Raw genomic sequence first — 15,840 nt, forward strand, 5'->3', positions numbered from 1 at the left:
GACATTGCACAAGACATGTCCTCGCCGCGAGCACCTGCTACGGCCAGGCCCGGAGCAGGTCGTCCGCCGTCCAGACCTGCGTGAGCCGATCGTCGTCGACGGCGCCGCCCGGGCATACCGCGACCAGCGGAGTCGAAGCACCGACGCCCGGGACGTGCGTAGCCTCCTGCGCGAGAGCACCGATCTCGGCGGCGGTGACCGGCTTGGCGGCGCGCCACTTGATGGTGCCGACGAAGGCGATCGACTCGGCAGGGCGGGCGTCCGCCGCCACCAGGTCGATCTCCGGCCGGTTGGTGCGCGGCCACCAGCCACCGATCTGCCTCGCGTGAGGCCACCGCTCGTCGGGCAGCAGGCGGGCGAGCGACTGGCGGACGACGGGCTCGACGGCACGGCCGCGCCAGGCGGCGTAGCCCGCCTCGAACCGCGCGGACGCGAGGTCGGGTCTCCCCCGGTCGATGTCGGGCAGTGCGGGCTCGACGACCGCGAGCCAGAACCGCAGCGCAGGGTCCGCCACGCGCCAGCGGCGGTCCTTCGCCGCGCGTCTCGTCGACAGCGGCTCGTCGGCCTCGACGACGCGCTTCTCGACGAGCAGGGCCAGTGACCGGTCCAGCGTGGTGGCCGAGATCGCACCGGTGAGCCGTTGGAGGATGCCGGTGTACGTGCGCTCACCCTTGCCGCCGATGGCCGCCAGCACGGCGCGTGCGTGGCTCGACTCCGGCAGCTCACCGTCCAGCACCCGGGTGCCGGAGACCACGAGTGCGCTGGTCGACCGCTCGAAGGAACGGCGGATGAACGCGGTCGGGGTCTGCCCGTCGGTCCACTCCTGCGCGACGAGCGGCTGGCCCCCGGTGATGAGGTGGGCGTCGAAGGCGGCCATCCCGCTCAGGCCGGTCATCCGGGCGACGTCCTGCGGCGACAGTGCGTACAGCACCATCTCGGTGGCTCGGCCGTGGAACGGCTGGTCGGGGCGGTTCAGGGACTCCATCATCCCGAGGTCGCTGCCGAGCAGGAGCAGGAGCACGGGCCGCTGGGACAGCTCGCGGTCCCACACCCGCTGGAGCTCGCCCGCCCCGCCGTCGAACCCCTCGAGGAGCCAGGGCAGCTCGTCGATGACCACGATCGCCGGGCCCTCGGTCGGCAGCGCCGCGGCCAGCAGGCGCAGGGCAGCCGTGAGCGACGCCGGCGTGTTGCCGTCGGCGACGGCGGCGCCCGACAGGGTGGACGTGGCGATCGCGTCGGCGAGCAGCGTCAGCTCGTCGGCCACCGGTGCTCGCCGAGCAGCCTGGAAGTAGACGCTGGGCAGCTGGGCCCGACGGATCAGCTCCGTGACGAGCCGGGACTTCCCCACGCGTCGTCTGCCGCGGAGGAGCACCGCCACCCCGGCGTCGGCCCGGCCCCCTCTGCGCACGACGTCCAGGTGCGCGTCCAGCTCGTCGAGCTCGACCTGCCGACCGATGAAGCCCGCCATCTGCACCCTCCGTCGTCGAACCCCCGCGAGGAATACTATTCCTCACGGGGGTTCCGTGCATCGGCGACGGCGAAGGACGTGCACCGCCCTTGATGCAGCCCGGTCAGTACCCCCGGGACGAGTCGGCCGTGACCGCCGCGCCGCGCAGCGTCGCGGCGTACTCGGCGACCGACATGGGCTTGGAGAACATCGGGTAGTCGTAGGTGATCGCGTTGTCGTGCTCGGCCTGGGACGTCGCGCCGACGGCGTCGGTGAGCGTGATGACCTCGAAGCCCTTCTCGTAGGCCGAGCGCATGGTCGACTCGACGCAGCAGTTGGTGAGGAAGCCCGCCAGGACCACGGTGCCGATGCCCTTGGACCGCAGGATGAAGTCGAGGTTGGTCGAGCCGAACGCGTCGAGCCCGCGCTTGCCCTCGATGACGATGTCGCCCTCGACGGGCGCGACGTCCTCGACGATCTGCGCGCCCCACGTGCCCTTGACGAACGCGGTCGAGTCGACGACGCCCTTGAGGATCCCGTAGGGGTGCGCGGTGATCTCGTGGTAGCCGGCCTCGAAGCTGATCGGGCTGTGGATCACGGTCGCACCGGCGGCACGAGTGGCCTCGAGCGCCGTGCGGGCGTTCGCCAGCATGCCGGTGCTCTCCATGGTCCCCTGCACGGCGGCGTGCAGGACGCCGCCCTCGCTGGTGAAGTCGTTCTGGAACTCGATCAGGACGAGTGCCGTGGTCTCCGGGTTCATCGCGTGCTCCCTTGCTGGATGTGACGGGACGGACGTGCGGGTCAGCGGGGATCGGGCGGTGCGCCGCCCAGGGCCTGCTCGGCGAGCAGCTCGACGACGTGCCGGTAGCTCCGGCCGGTGGCGCGGGTCATGCCCAGCTCGCATGTGCGGTTGCAGCTGGCGTGCGCCTGCGCGTCGATCCGGGCGACCTCGGCGGCCTCGCGCCGGGTGGCGGACGCCGTCAGCTCGGGGTGCAGCAGGCCACGGTCACCGGCGAACGCGCAGCAGCCCCAGTCGAGCGGCACGGTGACGGTCTCGGCGACCGCCTCGGCGACGGTCGCGAGTGCGGGGTCGAGGCCGAGCTGGGTGGACGAGCAGGTGGGGTGCAGCGTGAGCGAGTCGAGCCGCCGGTACGCCCCGGCCCGCTCCCCCAGGGCAGGCAGGACCCGTTCGGCCACGAACGTCACGACGTCGACGACCTGCACGTCCAGCTCCGGGTCGTGCTCGACCAGGTGCCGGAACCCCTCGGTGCACGACGACGCGTCGCTGACCACCGGCAGCCGCCCGCCGTCGGTGGCCTGGCGCAGGACGGGCAGCACCTTCTCGCGCATGGCCGCGTAGCCCGCGGCGACGCCCTTGGAGGACCACGGCGTGCCGCAGCACAGCGCGTCGATCCCCTCGGGGACCAGCAGCGTGAGCCCGGCGGCCGCGCAGAGGTCCTCGAACGCGACCTGCACCCCGGTGCCGCCGGACGCCGGGCCGAACATGACGTTGACGCAGGCGGGCAGGTACACCGCGTCGGGTGCGGCCGTCGGTCGCGGACGTCGGCGCGGCGCGCCCCCGCGGGGCAGCTCGGCGGACCACAGCGGCACGGTGTCGGAGCCGAGCACGGCGCGCGCGGCGGCGTTGACCGCGGTGACCGCCGGCGTGAGCGGGCCGGGCACGGAGTCGACCACGGTCAGCGCGGTCCGGGCGAGCGCCGTGGTCGCGCCCCAGCCCTTCGCGGCGGTGGTCCAGGCGAGCGCGGCAGGTACCGGCAGGTTCTCGCGGCGCAGCGTCTTGACCAGCAGCCCGGTGTTGATGCCGACCGGGCAGGCCGTGCCGCACATGCCGTCGACCGCGCAGGTGTGCGTGCCGGGGTAGGTGAAGGCCGCCTCGAGCCGGTCGGCGGTGGCGGAGTCGCCCGCGAGCTCGGCGGTGCGGATGTCGCGGCGCAGCGCGATCCGCTGCCGCGGGGTGAGCGTGAGGTCGCGCGAGGGGCACACGGGCTCGCAGTAGCCGCACTCGACGCAGCGGTCGACCTCGGCCTGCACGGTCGGCGCGAGCTTGATGTGCCGCAGGTGCGCGTCGGGGTCGTCGTCGAGCAGGACGCCGGGGTTGAGCAGCCCACGCGGGTCGAACAGGTGCTTGACCTGCCGCATGACGTCGTAGAGCTCGTCGCCGTACTGACGCCGCACGAACGGCGCCATGACCCGACCGGTGCCGTGCTCGGCCTTGAGCGAGCCGCCGTGGCCGAGCACCAGGTCGACGAGGTCCTCGGTGAAGCCGCGGTACCGGGCCAGCTGCTCACCGGTCTCGAACCGGTCGGTGAGCATGAAGTGGATGTTGCCGTCCTTGGCGTGACCGAAGATCACCGCGTCGTCGTACCCGTAGGTCGCGAAGAGCGTGGTCAGCGTGGCGCACGTGTCGGCGAGCCGGTCCACGGGCACGACGACGTCCTCGAGCAGCGCGGTCGTCCCGCTGCGGCGGGCGCCGGCGACCGCGGTGTAGAGCCCCTTGCGCAGCTTCCACAGCTCGCCGCGCACGGTGGCGTCCGCGCTCAGGTGCACGGGGGCACGCAGCGCCAGCGCGTCCAGCGCCGGCCGGGCCGACCCGACGACCGCGTCGAGCTCCTCGTCGGTGGTCGCCTGGTACTCCAGGAGCAGGGCCGCCTGCTGCGTCACGCTCAGCGCACGGACCACCGCGGGCGACCCGGCCAGCTGCTGCCCGACGCGCAGGGACGTGGCGTCCATGAGCTCGAGGGTGGCGGCACCGGTCGCGACGAGCGCGGGCAGCGCCCGGTTGGCGGCGTACAGGTCGTCGAACACGAGCAGGGCCGAGGCGGTGCGCGCACGGACGGGCACGGTGCGGAAGGTGGCCGAGGCGACGAACGCGAGCGTGCCCTCGCTGCCCACGAGCAGGTGCGCGAGGATCTGCGGCACGCTCGCGAAGTCGACCAGCGCGTTGAGGCCGTAGCCCATGGTGTTCTTCATCGCGAACTGCCGGGCGACTGTCGCGGTCGAGGCCGGGTCGTCCAGCACGCGTCGCCGCAGCGCGAGCAGGCCCGCGTGCAGGGCGGGTTCCAGGGCCTGGAGCCGCTCGTCCGCATCGGCCGCACCGGTGTCGACGACCGTGCCGGACGGCAGCACCGCGACCAGCGACTCCAGCGTCCGGTAGCTGTTCTCGACCGTGCCGCTGGCCATGCCCGAGGAGTTGTCGGCCACGACGCCCCCGACGGTGCACGCCGCCTCGCTCGCCGGGTCCGGCCCGAACCGCCGCCCGTACCGCGCCAGGCGCGCGTTGAGGTGCCGCACGGTCACCCCCGGCTGCACGCGGACCCGGGCACCCTCGTCGAGCACGTCCACGCGCGTGAAGTGCCGGCGCACGTCGGCCAGCACGCCCGATCCCCCGGCCTGGCCCGACAGGCTCGTGCCGCCCGACCGGAACGTCAGCGGCACCCCGGCGGCGGCCGTGGCCCGCAGCAGCCGGGCGACCTCGTCGGCGTCGCGGGGTGCGACCACGGCCGAGGGCACCAGCAGCACGTGCGAGGCGTCGTGCGCGAGCGCGCGCAGCGTGAGCTCGTCCGTGCGCACCTGGGCGCGGTCGGCGACGCATCCGCCGAGCAGGTCGGCGAGCGTGTCCGGCGTCGTTGCCGTCGCGGTCATGGGTCTCCTCGTCGCGAGTAGTCCCGATTGTCGGACAAGTAGACGCAAGTGACAATAGTCCTAGAGGATCGGACCCTCGCCGACGGCGACGAGATCCACGAGAGGACGGCGATGGCGCGCGAGATCGTGGTGACCAGCCTGGTCGACGCCGTCGTCGACGACCTGCGCACGCTCGTCGTCACCGGCGACCTCGCCCCCGGGACTGCCCTGACCGAGGCGGACGTCGCGGCGCGCTACGACATCGCCCGCGCCAGCGCGCGCGCCGCGATCGAACGGCTCACCGCCGAGCACGTGCTCGTCCGGCGCAACCACAAGACCGCCCGCGTCGTCGACCTCGGCCCCGACGACGTGCGCGACATCTACCGCACCCGCACCTACCTCGAGTCCGAGGTGCTGCGCCGCCTGGCCCACGACCGGCTCGTCCCGCCGGCCGCCCGCGAGGCCAACGCCGAGATCGCCGCGCTGTGGGCCGACGGCTCCTACGCGGTCGTGGAGCCCGACATGCGGTTCCACACCAGCCTCATCGACGCCCTCGGCAGCACCCGCACCAGCGCGATCTACCACTCGCTCGCATTCGAGGTGAAGCTCTGCATGGCCCAGCTGCAGGGCCGCCAGCGGCTGAGCCCGCAGATCATCGTCGCCGAGCACGCCCGCCTGCTCGAGCTCATCGAGGCGGGTGACGGCGAGGGTGCTGCGCGCCTGCTCGACGAGCACCTGGCGCGGGCCCGCGAGCTGCTCGCGGCGAGCCTCGGCGGCGTCGCGGGTCCGGAGGCGTCGGTCCCGTCCTCGGCACTGCCCACCGCCCCGACGCCGGAGGCGGCGGCCCGCTGACCTGCGGACCGCCGCCTCCGGCGTCACTGCTATGCACCCCACCGCTCACCGGCGGGTGGCCTCGCTCAGTCGCGCGGCGTCAGGTCGACCGGGGCAACCACGATCGTGCGCGGCGGGAACAGCTCGACGACCCCCACCCGCGTCCCGGTGGGTACCGGCACCGTGCGATCCACGCCGTAGGCGCCGTACGTCGAGGTGCCGCCCGCGATCGCGACGCGCACCTCGCCCATCCCCCCGACGGGGATCGTGGTCGTGACCAGTCCCGTCCGACCCACGGGCGTCTGCTCGCTCATCCGACCGTCCCCGCTCCCTCAGTTCGACTCGACGTGGCTGGGCCGCGTCGGCACCGTCGATGCCGTGGATGCCTGCGGGGCCGCCGCCTGCACCTGGCCGAGGATCTGCTTGATCGTGCTCAGCCCGGCCGCGCCCTGCCCGATCACGTTCATCAGCATGGACGTGACGCCCTCGGCGCCGTTCAGCACGTTCATGTTGTCCACGCCCGAGAAGGCCTCGGCGGCCGCGGAGACGATCGCCGGGTAGTTCTGCGCGAGCTGCTGCATGACGACCGCGTCCGAGTTGGCCGCGAGCGCCTGCGCGCGACGCTCGATCGCCTCGGCGTCCGCGAAGCCCTTCGCGCGGATCGCCGTCGCCTCGGCCTCGCCGACCGCCTTGGTGGCGGCAGCCTGACCCTCACCCTCGGCGCGCACGGCCTCGGCGAGCGCAGTCCGTCGCGACTGCTCCGAGGCACCGTTGAGCCGGACCTTCTCGGCATCGGCCTCGGCGGCCGCGATCACGGCGGCCTTGCGGGCCTCGGCCTCGGCGATCGCCGCGTTGCGGGCCGCCTGCGCCTCCTGCTCGACCTTGTAGCGCTCGGCGTCGGCCGGGCGGCGCACCTCGGCCTCGAGCTGCTGGTCGCGACGCGCGGCCTCGAGCTTGGAGACCTCGGTCTCCTGCACGACGACCTGCTGGTGCGCCTCGGCCGCGGCGAGCGGGCCGGCCTGCGCGGCGATCGAGGCGGCACGGTCGACCTCGGCCTGGTACTGCGCCTGCGAGATCCGCGACTTGCGGACCGCGTCGGCCTGGATGGCCTGCGCGACCGCCTCGGCCTCGGTGGCCTCCTGGTTGGCCTGCGCCTGCGCGATGCGCGCGTTCTTCTCGACCTCGGCCGCGTGCGGCTTCGCGAGGTTGTCGATGTACCCGGTCGGGTCGATCAGGTCCTTGATCTGCAGCGTGTCGATGACCAGGCCGAGCTTCTCGAGCTCCTGACCGGCCGCGGCGCGCGTCTCCTGGGTGAGCCGCTCGCGCTCGCGCACCAGCTCCTCCATGGTCAGCGACCCGATGATCGAGCGCAGGTGACCCTCGAACACGTTGACGATCCGGGCGACCATGGTCGTCTGGTTGTCCAGGAACCGGCGGGCCGAGTTGGAGATCGACACGTCGTCGTCGCCGACCTTGAAGATGACGACGCCGCGGACGGTGACGCCGATTCCCTGCTTGGTCACGCAGGTGACCTCGAGCGGCGCCTCGTTGATGTCGAGCGAGAGGCGGCGCACGGTCTGCACGCCGGGGATCACCAGCGTCCCGCGCCCCGTGACGACCTTGAAGCCGAGCGCCGATCCCGAGTCGCCCGTCTTGAGCCCGGAGATGATCAGGGCCTCGTTCGGCTCCGCCACCTTCCACATGGCTCGGAACAGCCCCACGCACACCAGCAGCGCCACCACGACGACGCCTGCCCAGATGAACGGTCCTACCTGCATGACTTCGTGCTCCTCGACCGCGAGTCCCCCGCGCGCGGTCGGCGCGGGGGCCGTGCTGCCACCGATCGCGACGGGGTGCCGCCCCGACGGAGCGGGTCGAGCAGGCCGTGCGCCGAGCGCCCCGGGTGGCGGGGGGACGCGGATGCGGTCCGCACGGGGGCGACGGCCTGACCTGCACCGCGCACCGCGCCTGAGGGCGTCCGAGCGGAGCGAGTCTTGCACACCGCGCACCGCCGGAACCGGGATCTGACCTGCTTGTGGACGAGGGCGCTCGTCCGTCCTCGGTCAGCGCGGTCGGCGCGCGGGCAGGCCGTCGGTCGCCGGCGTCGGCAGACCGCCCGAGACCGCCGCATCGGGTGACTGTCGGGCGCGCTTGGCCCGGTACATCGCAGCGTCGGCCCGGCCGACGAGCGTCTCGACGTCCGACGCCTCGCCCGGATCCACGACCGCCAGACCGATGCTCACCCGCCCCGAGGCGACGACGTCGCCGAGCATCACCGGCTCGGCCATCGCCTGCTCGATCGTCGCGACGAGGGCGAGCCCGACGCGCTCCGGCACGCCCTCGAGGACGACCACGAACTCGTCCCCGCCGAACCGGGCGACCAGCGCGCACGAGGGCACGCAGGCGCGCAGCCGCTCGGTCACGGTCCGCAGCAGCCGGTCGCCCGCCAGGTGCCCGTGGGTGTCGTTGACGGCCTTGAACTCGTCCAGGTCGAGGTAGAGCAGGGCGGCGCCCGCCACCTCGCCGGCGGCGACCCGGCCCAGCAGGTCCGCCAGGTGGGCGGTCACCGAGCGCCGGTTGGGCAGACCGGTGAGCTCGTCGCGCGTGGCCAGGTCGCGCAGCCGACCTTCGGCCTCCGCCTGGTGCCGGGCGAGCAGCCCGATCCGGGCCACGACGAGCGGCACCATGAGCAACGACCCCGTGCTGAACAGCAGCACGTCGACCTGGCGCCCGAGCAGGTGCCCGAGCCCGGCGAGCAACGGGTTGACGGCGAGCGCAGCCGCGAGGAACGCCAGGTACGGGCGGGTGAGCCCGCGCGGCGGGGGTTCCGGCCGGGCCAGTGCGGGCACGGCCGGGTGCACGACCGCGGCGGCGAACGCGAGCAGGGGGACGACGCACAACGCGCTCGGCCACCACGCCGACAGCCCGGTCGACGGGTCGAGCGTGAGCGTGAAGCCGACGTCCGCGAGGTTCGTCGCGAGCATCCCGGCCAGCAGGAACAGCGCCGGGACCCGTGCCTCACGGGCGACGGCGGCGACGCGCACGACCATCCCGGTGAGCGCCGTGACGAGCAGGGCCAGCGCCATCTCGTTGGCCACGGTGGCCGGGTCGGAGCCCAGTCGCACGTGCGCGGGGTGCAGCACGACGCCCCACAGCAGGCTCGCGGCGGCGAGCCCGACGACCGTCGCGTCGAGCATCCCACCGCCGTCGCGGCGGGTGTACGGCAGGGTGACCGGGACGGCGCCGGCGAGCAGGAGCGAGTAGCCGAGCACGAGCGTCGCCGAGGCGAGGAGGCCCGTGGCGGGGGACCCGGTCGTGGCGACCGCGAGCGCGTTGTGCGCGTTGTGCGCGAGCAGCCCGCCGGTGCCGACGGCCATGAGCACCCAGCCGGTGCGGTGCACGGCGGTCCGGCGTCCCAGCTGGACGAGGAGCACGACGAGCGGCGCACTGTTCGCCAGGGCGACCGCGACGTAGCGCCAGGTCGGGCCGAGGGTGCACAGCGCCACGAGGGCGACGAGCAGCAGCAGGAGCGTGCCGTGCGCCCCGGTGCTGCGCCTGTCCACCCGCCCCTCGCCTGCCGTTCCTCGCCGCCTCGACCGTCTGACTTCTCATCGGCAGCGCACGTCCTTGCGGTGAGCGTTCGCCTGCCGCGGTTCGGGGTGCGCACGCGCCTCGGGCGGGTCTACGGCGCGCCAGTCCCAGCACCCTGGGACGAAGGTCCCTGTTCGCGTAGCGTGACCTCCTGATATCGAGCACGGAGGTCTCCACGTGGAGCAGGTCGGTCCGCCCCTGGCGTCCTCGGACGTCGCCGCCGAGCTGATGTCGGCGATCCTCGAGCTCGCAGGCGACCTGGACACGCCGAGCCTGCTCGAACGGTTCGTCGCCGCCAGCACGGCGCTCACCGGTGCGCGGTTCGGGGCGATCAACATCGTCGACCCGGACGGCGCCTCGACGACGTTCGTGCAGAGCGGCGTCGACGCGGCCACGGCGGCCTCGCTCGGGCACCCCCCGCACGCGCGCGGCGTGCTCGGCGCGATCCCCGACGAGGGGGTGCTGCGCCTGGCGGACCTGCGCGAGCACCCGGCGTTCGTCGGCCTGCCGCCCGCGCACCCGCCGATGGGTTCGTTCCTCGGCGCGGCCGTGCGGGTCCGCGGCGAGCGGTACGGGACGCTCTACCTGTCCGAGAAGGACGGCGGGTTCGACGACCAGGACGAGTCCGTCGTGCTCTCCCTGGCGGCCGCTGCGGCCGTCGCCGTGCAGAACGCCCAGCTGTACGCGCTCGAGCGTCGCCGGCAGCAGTGGCAGGCCGCCGGGCAGACGATCACGACCATGCTCCTGGAGGGCGCCGACCAGGAGGACGTCCTCGAACGCATCGCCGAGGCCGCCCAGGACATCGACGGCGCCGACATCGCCGCGCTCGCCCTGCCCGGGCCGGACGGTGAGCTGCTGCTCGAGATCGTCGCGGGCATCGGCGGGCACGACCTGATCGGGCTGGACGTCTCCGCGGACGCCCTCGTGCACGCCGCGTTCACCTCCGGCACCGGGCAGACCGTCGCGTCGCTGGCCGCGACCGGCCCCGGGCTCGGCCTGCGCGCGCCGCTCGCCCGGTACGGGCCCGCGCTGTTCGCCCCCCTGCACACCGCCGGTCAGGGCGTCGGCGTGCTGCTGCTGCTCCGCCCGACCGGTGCGGCGCCCTTCACCGCGGACGACCTGGCGATGTCGCAGTCCTTCGCCTCGCAGGCCGCGCTCGCGTTCGTGCTCGCCGAGGCGCAGCGGCTGCGCGGGCAGGCGGTGCTGCACGACGAGCGCACCCGGATCGCCCGGGACCTGCACGACATGGCCATCCAGCAGCTGTTCGCCGCCGGCATGCAGCTGGAGAGCGCACGGCACCACGGCCACGAACCCCTCCCGCCGGCGGTCGCGCAGGTGCTCGACTCCGCGGTCGGGCACGTCGACGCCGGCATCCGGCAGATCCGGGTCATCGTGCGCACGCTCGACGACCCGGGCGCCACGATCCCGCTGGTCGAGCGCGTGCAGGCCGAGGTCGAGCTCGCGCACAGTTCGCTCGGGTTCGCGCCCCTGCTGGCGATCACCGTCGACGGGTTCACCGTGCGAGCCGACGACATCGACAGCGCCGACGCCGACCTGGTCCGGGCGATCGACGACCTGGTCGCGCCCGGTCGGGCCAACAACGTGGTCGCCGTGGTCCGCGAGGCCCTCTCGAACGTCGCGCGGCACGCGCGCTCGGGCTCGGTCGCCGTGCGCGTGGTGATCACCTCGGCACCGCACGGGGCCATCTCGGTCGAGGTCGAGGACGACGGCGTCGGCGTCCCGGCGGCACCCACCCGGGCGTCCGGCACGAAGAACCTCGCCGAGCGTGCGCAGGAGTCGGGCGGGACGTTCTCGCTCCTGCGCCCGGCCTCGGGGCGCGGCGCGCTGCTGCGCTGGACCGCGCCGCTCGACTGAACCGGCGGGCCGAGAGGGGTCACGACAGGGCCTGTCTCGTCGTCCGGGACGGTGCTGGACTGGACCCCATGAGCACCTGGACCGAGCAGGACGCGCACGCCCTGACCGCCCCGCAGGAGGTGCAGGTCGTCACCCGACGACCTGACGGCACCCTGCGCAGCCCCACCATCATCTGGATCGTCGGCGACGGCGACCGCGTCTTCGTGCGGTCCACCAACGGTCGTGGCGCCGGCTGGTTCCGGGGTGCGATCGCCACCGGCACCGGCCAGATCCTGGCCCGCGGCACCGCCTACGACGTGACCTTCACCGAGGCCGACGACGCCGACCTGACCCTCGTCGACGCCGGCTACCGCGCCAAGTACGGGCACTACGCCTCGATCGTCGACCACCTCGTGGAGGACGGGCCGCGGGCCGCCACCCTCGAGGTGCACCCGGCCTGAGCACGCAGCCCGACGGGACGCGCCGCCCAGGCACGACTTCCGGGCGCGTTCGGCTCCAGTGAGGGGCCTCGACGGTCGATGCTGTGGACGTGCCGATCGCACCCGACGACCTGCCCCGCTCCCCCACCGGCCGCGTGCCGCAGTGGGTGGTCGACGAGCGCACAGGACGCGCCATCGCACCCCAGGGGTGGCTGCCCCCGGACGTCGACGAGACGCCGCCCCCCGCGCCACGCCGGCGCGTCCGCTGGCAGCTCCCGACCGTGCTCGTGCTCGCCGCCCTCATCGCCACCTGGGCGCTGACCGGCGGCGGGGCCGGGGTGCCCGACGCGCTCGCCTCGGTCCCGTGGCTCACCGGCGCAGCGTCCTCGGAGCCGTCGACACCCCCCACCGCCGAGGTCGTCGCGCTCGCGGACGCCGCGTACCTGAGTGCCGAGGGCCGCGACCTGTTCTTCGGCACGACCCCGCAGGTCCTGGACGCCGCGACCTTCGGCGACCGGTGCACCGACTCCCCGGCCGCGATCGGCGTCCCGGCCGGCGCCGCCGTGGGCTGCTACCTGCCCTCCGAGCACTCGATCGTCCTGTACCGGCCCGCCGACGCCCGCCTGCAGGGGTACGTGGTGGAGACCGCCGCGCACGAGACCCTGCACGCCGCGTGGGAGCTCCTGGGCGACGACGAGCAGGGCCAGCTGAACACGCTGCTGGAGGCGGAGGTCGCGACGCTGGCGACGGACGACCCGATCCACGAGCAGATCGCCGGCTCCGTCGGCACCCACCCGGAGAACCGGCCCACCGAGCTGTTCGCGTACGTGGGCACGCAGGTGTGGCGCGACGGCGGCCTGGCCCCCGCCCTCGAGACCGTCTACGCCAGGTTCGTCAACGACCGGGCCGCGCTCGTCGCCGTGCACACCGGGTGGCAAGGCATGCTCGACCAGCTGGTCGCCGACATCGACACCGCGTCGCAGGCGCTCGCCGACCAGGAGTACGCCAACGCCTCGACCCGGGCGCAGCTCGAGGCCGACACCGACGGGGTGGCCGCCTACCGGTCGGCCTACGCGGACAAGCTGGCCGAGGTCGATGCCCTGCCCGCCGAGCAGCGGTCGGGGCTCCAGCTGTCGTGGGTGTGGTGGGACGGCACCGACCTGCCCATGCGGCCCGCCGACGAGACCCTCGCCGCAGCCGCCGCACTCCTCGCACGCGACGACGCGGACCTCGCCGCGCGGACGGCCGCGGTCGACGCGGCGGACGGTGCGGCCGCGGCCGAACGTGCACGCGTCGAGGGCCTGGTCGCGGACGTCAACGCGCTGCAGGCCCAGCTCGACCCGACGACAGGCTGACGACGGCGCTCGGCGCGCCTCCCGCCGGGGCGCTCGTGGACGAGCTCGAGCGCCGGTCCGGCGTTGCCGCTGCGGGCCGACCCGTGGTTGCCTTCCCGCGGACGTGCCACAAGGAGGGCCTATGGCGGGACAGGATGGGGTGTCGACGCCGACCTCGGCGACGCAGGAGCAGTACGAGCTGATCGGTCGGTTGCTGGCATCGACCGCGCCCTCGGGGTGGTCGGAGGTGTCGTTGACGGTCTCTGTCGTCGGACCGGCGTTGCGGTCCACCGTCGTGGCACACCTGGCCGACGGGAGCGACCGCACGCCGCTCGACGACGAGCCGATCGAGCTCGACCGGCTCCTCTTCGAGATCCACCGGCAGGCGTACGTACCCGGCGCCGGGTCGTGGATCACCGCACGGGTGGTCGTGTTCGCCGACGGGCGGATCACCGTCGACCTCGAACACGACCTCGAGCCGCCGTTCGACTTCGCCCCGGCGTCATGGGAGGCCGAACTGAAGGAGCGGCCCCGGACGGCGGAGGCAACTCCCGCCTGGTTGGCGGCCAAGCTCGAGCACGACGACTGGTGCGGAGTGCGCCTGCAGCTGGGCTTCACCCCTGATGGTGACCTTGCCCCGCGCCCGCTCGACGCGACGACAACACCACAGGGCCACCTGTGGCTGCGCGAGATCGCGGACCGCCTCACGATCGCAGGGCAGCGGGTGACACTCGGCGCCGACGAGGGCTCGGATGCCACCGGTGCCCCGACCGTCTACGCGGAGATGCGCGTCACGATCGGCGAGGGGTACATGAGCGTGGCCTGCTTCACCGCGGAGCTGTTCTGGAGCGTGGACGTCTTCCCCGACCAGTGCGAGAAGCAGGTGGCCATCGACACTGTGCGCACGGTCGTCCAGGTCGTCGACGAGGTCACCGGCTACCGGCTGCACGCCACCGGCTTGTCGGCCTACGAGCGCCGGCTCCTCGGCCTCTAGCCGCCGCGACTCAGCCGCAGGACCAGCCGAACGTGTCCGACTCCAGGTCGATCTGCGCGTTGCCCCCGCCGAAGTTCAGACCGGGCAGCTCCTCGAGCTCGAGGTAGAACGGGGTGTGCCCAGGCGGCAGGCCCTGCACGGGAAAGGCCGTGCCCCCGAGGTGGCTCGACGCCAGCCCTTGCGCCCACGGGCGCAGGCCGAACCTCTCATCGAACGGCGATGCATGGCCGAGCGCACCAGCGGCTGCCTCGAGGTCGACGGGCACGTGGCCCGCATTCGGGTCGCGGCGCTCGAGCAGCCACACACGGACCAGGGGCTCGAGGGTGTCCCAGGCGTTCGGACCCTCGTCCGTGGCGACGTGCTCCCCGGGCCGCCGGGGGTCCACGGGCGGTGGCGTCGGGCCCGCGTCGAACTCCTCCTGCGTGAGACGTACGAGGGCGAACTGCCCATCGATGATGTCGGACCGCCGACACAGCTGCGGATGGTCTGCGCAGCGGGCGATGTCGGCGACGAACGGGTCGTCGTCCCACTCGGTCGGCTCGGGGCGAGCCCTGGCGAACTGGCCTTCTCCCTGGAAGAACGCCACGGCCGGAAGCCCCGGGCCGTGACGCCGGAACGCGTCCGGGAGGAGCAGGGTGATTGCGTGGAACATCGGCAGCCCTGTGGCCGACCCCCGGGGCCAGCGCTCCGGGGAGATGCCTGGGCCTGCGCTGCCGAGCCATCCGGCGGCATCGATCGTGGGTCGAGGCCGCGTCGGGTCGCCGGTCGAGTGGGGCGCGACGCCGTCACCCGACTCGAACCACAGGTCGAACGCCGTCGCGTCACCCTCGACGGAGGGTGGTGCGTGTTCGGCGCGCCGGCCGCGGGTCAGCCACCTCGGACTCATGTCGTGTTCTTTCACGGTGGCGCGGGACGTCAGCCGACGGTGATGGTTCGCGCGATCGACGCCGCGAAGTCGATTCCCGCCTGGCCGGGGTGCGTGCTGACGTGCAGGCCGGACACCTGGCCGTTCGCGACGACCCAGACGACCGCCAGACCTTGGGCTCCGGTCCAGCTCGTCCCACCACCGTTGCTGAGCTCGACGGAGAAGGCCTTGTCCAGGGACAGGAACTCGAAGGTGACGCTGTCGGCACCAGGGACCGACATCGAGTAGACGGTCTGGGTGACGTTCGGGTCGCCTGCTTCGAACTGGCCGGACATCCACGAGACGCCGATCGGGAACAGCCCCACGTTGGAGGCGAGGTGCGGGTCGGTGCCGTCCGGAAGGACCGCTTCGTCGATCTGCGGCCCGTCGAACTGCAGCCCCCCGTCGTAGGACTTCACCTGGGCGTACCCGTCCGGGACCGTCACGGTGAAGTGCCCGTTCGTGGCGGGCTGACCGGTGGCGACCGGACCGTCGGGCATCGGCGCGGGAGTGGGGGTCGGCTCGGCGCTGGGCGTGGCTACGACGGGCGTCGCGGTGGGGCTCGAGCCCGTCGCCCCGGCGGACGGGTCGCTGGCCGCGGCCGCGCCCTCGGTCCGCGGAGCACACGCGACGAGCGCGAGGGTGACGCAGGCGGACAGCACGACGACCATGACGCGGGTTCTCACGAAGGACCTCCATCGAGCGCCGCGCGCGCGGGGACGGCTCGACGTCGGTCCCCCGGCGCCGACCTGGTGCGGTGCGGTCGCGAGCAGTCTAGGGACGGTCAGATCCGGACAACCCGG

At 73.7% G+C, this 15,840-nt stretch carries 13 protein-coding genes; 5 read left to right on the forward strand and 8 right to left on the reverse strand.

What is annotated here, in order from left to right:
• Positions 1-37 precede the first annotated feature (37 nt).
• The 3 genes from BKA22_RS04810 to BKA22_RS04820 form a co-directional block, all read right to left on the reverse strand.
• Positions 38-1,468 carry an ATP-binding protein gene (locus tag BKA22_RS04810; RefSeq protein ID WP_146954114.1) on the reverse strand — a complete coding sequence of 477 codons (1,431 nt, stop codon included), beginning with the start codon at positions 1,466-1,468 and terminating at the stop codon, positions 38-40.
• A 103-nt stretch (positions 1,469-1,571) separates the two neighbouring features.
• A complete protein-coding gene (locus BKA22_RS04815) occupies positions 1,572-2,207 on the reverse strand; it encodes a cysteine hydrolase family protein (RefSeq protein WP_146954115.1) in 636 nt (211 codons plus the stop codon).
• A 41-nt stretch (positions 2,208-2,248) separates the two neighbouring features.
• Complete coding sequence (locus tag BKA22_RS04820; protein ID WP_146954116.1) at positions 2,249-5,110, reverse strand: FAD-binding and (Fe-S)-binding domain-containing protein; 2,862 nt, start codon at positions 5,108-5,110, stop codon at positions 2,249-2,251.
• Between the two features lie 111 nt (positions 5,111-5,221).
• Between BKA22_RS04820 and BKA22_RS04825 the strand changes: the two genes are divergently transcribed.
• Entirely contained in the window at positions 5,222-5,941 is a 720-nt protein-coding gene (locus tag BKA22_RS04825) for a GntR family transcriptional regulator (RefSeq protein WP_179561636.1), read from the forward strand.
• A gap of 65 nt (positions 5,942-6,006) precedes the next feature.
• Here the strand turns inward: BKA22_RS04825 and BKA22_RS04830 are convergent, their stop codons facing one another.
• From BKA22_RS04830 to BKA22_RS20090, 3 genes are all read right to left on the reverse strand, one after another.
• Entirely contained in the window at positions 6,007-6,234 is a 228-nt protein-coding gene (locus BKA22_RS04830; protein ID WP_146954140.1) for an NfeD C-terminal domain-containing protein, read from the reverse strand.
• 18 nt (positions 6,235-6,252) lie between these two features.
• Positions 6,253-7,698, reverse strand: a complete 1,446-nt coding sequence (locus tag BKA22_RS04835; RefSeq protein WP_146954141.1) for a flotillin family protein — start codon at positions 7,696-7,698, stop codon at positions 6,253-6,255.
• Positions 7,699-7,983: 285 nt separating this feature from the next.
• Entirely contained in the window at positions 7,984-9,483 is a 1,500-nt protein-coding gene (locus tag BKA22_RS20090) for a GGDEF domain-containing protein (RefSeq protein WP_146954142.1), read from the reverse strand.
• A gap of 205 nt (positions 9,484-9,688) precedes the next feature.
• On the opposite strand from BKA22_RS20090, the gene BKA22_RS04845 reads away from it, so the two are divergent.
• From BKA22_RS04845 to BKA22_RS04860, 4 genes are all read left to right on the forward strand, one after another.
• Entirely contained in the window at positions 9,689-11,386 is a 1,698-nt protein-coding gene (locus BKA22_RS04845; protein WP_223203692.1) for a sensor histidine kinase, read from the forward strand.
• A 68-nt stretch (positions 11,387-11,454) separates the two neighbouring features.
• Positions 11,455-11,826, forward strand: a complete 372-nt coding sequence (locus BKA22_RS04850; protein WP_146954143.1) for a DUF2255 family protein — start codon at positions 11,455-11,457, stop codon at positions 11,824-11,826.
• A gap of 89 nt (positions 11,827-11,915) precedes the next feature.
• On the forward strand, positions 11,916-13,160 hold the full coding sequence (locus BKA22_RS04855; RefSeq protein WP_179561637.1) for a hypothetical protein: 1,245 nt from the start codon (positions 11,916-11,918) through the stop codon (positions 13,158-13,160).
• A gap of 121 nt (positions 13,161-13,281) precedes the next feature.
• The gene (locus BKA22_RS04860) at positions 13,282-14,133 is read left to right on the forward strand and encodes a hypothetical protein (RefSeq protein ID WP_146954145.1); all 852 of its coding nucleotides are present in this window, start codon (positions 13,282-13,284) and stop codon (positions 14,131-14,133) included.
• Positions 14,134-14,143: 10 nt separating this feature from the next.
• Here BKA22_RS04860 and BKA22_RS04865 read toward each other — a convergent pair whose 3' ends face one another.
• A complete protein-coding gene (locus BKA22_RS04865) occupies positions 14,144-14,785 on the reverse strand; it encodes a hypothetical protein (RefSeq protein ID WP_146954146.1) in 642 nt (213 codons plus the stop codon).
• 263 nt (positions 14,786-15,048) lie between these two features.
• A complete protein-coding gene (locus BKA22_RS04870; RefSeq protein WP_146954147.1) occupies positions 15,049-15,723 on the reverse strand; it encodes a hypothetical protein in 675 nt (224 codons plus the stop codon).
• Between the last annotated feature and the right edge of the window lie 117 nt (positions 15,724-15,840).

Origin of the sequence: Cellulomonas soli (assembly GCF_013409305.1) — a bacterium.
Classification (GTDB): Bacteria; Actinomycetota; Actinomycetes; order Actinomycetales; family Cellulomonadaceae; genus Cellulomonas; species Cellulomonas soli.

Excerpts from the sequence above, each read along its gene's own strand:
- BKA22_RS04810 (WP_146954114.1), bottom strand. The coding sequence starts at position 1,468 with ATGGCGGGCTTCATCGGTCGGCAGGTCGAGCTCGACGAGCTGGACGCG.
- BKA22_RS04815 (WP_146954115.1), bottom strand. The coding sequence starts at position 2,207 with ATGAACCCGGAGACCACGGCACTCGTCCTGATCGAGTTCCAGAACGAC.
- BKA22_RS04820 (WP_146954116.1), bottom strand. The coding sequence starts at position 5,110 with ATGACCGCGACGGCAACGACGCCGGACACGCTCGCCGACCTGCTCGGC.
- BKA22_RS04825 (WP_179561636.1), top strand. The coding sequence starts at position 5,222 with ATGGCGCGCGAGATCGTGGTGACCAGCCTGGTCGACGCCGTCGTCGAC.
- BKA22_RS04830 (WP_146954140.1), bottom strand. The coding sequence starts at position 6,234 with ATGAGCGAGCAGACGCCCGTGGGTCGGACGGGACTGGTCACGACCACG.
- BKA22_RS04835 (WP_146954141.1), bottom strand. The coding sequence starts at position 7,698 with ATGCAGGTAGGACCGTTCATCTGGGCAGGCGTCGTCGTGGTGGCGCTG.
- BKA22_RS04850 (WP_146954143.1), top strand. The coding sequence starts at position 11,455 with ATGAGCACCTGGACCGAGCAGGACGCGCACGCCCTGACCGCCCCGCAG.
- BKA22_RS04860 (WP_146954145.1), top strand. The coding sequence starts at position 13,282 with ATGGCGGGACAGGATGGGGTGTCGACGCCGACCTCGGCGACGCAGGAG.
- BKA22_RS04865 (WP_146954146.1), bottom strand. The coding sequence starts at position 14,785 with ATGTTCCACGCAATCACCCTGCTCCTCCCGGACGCGTTCCGGCGTCAC.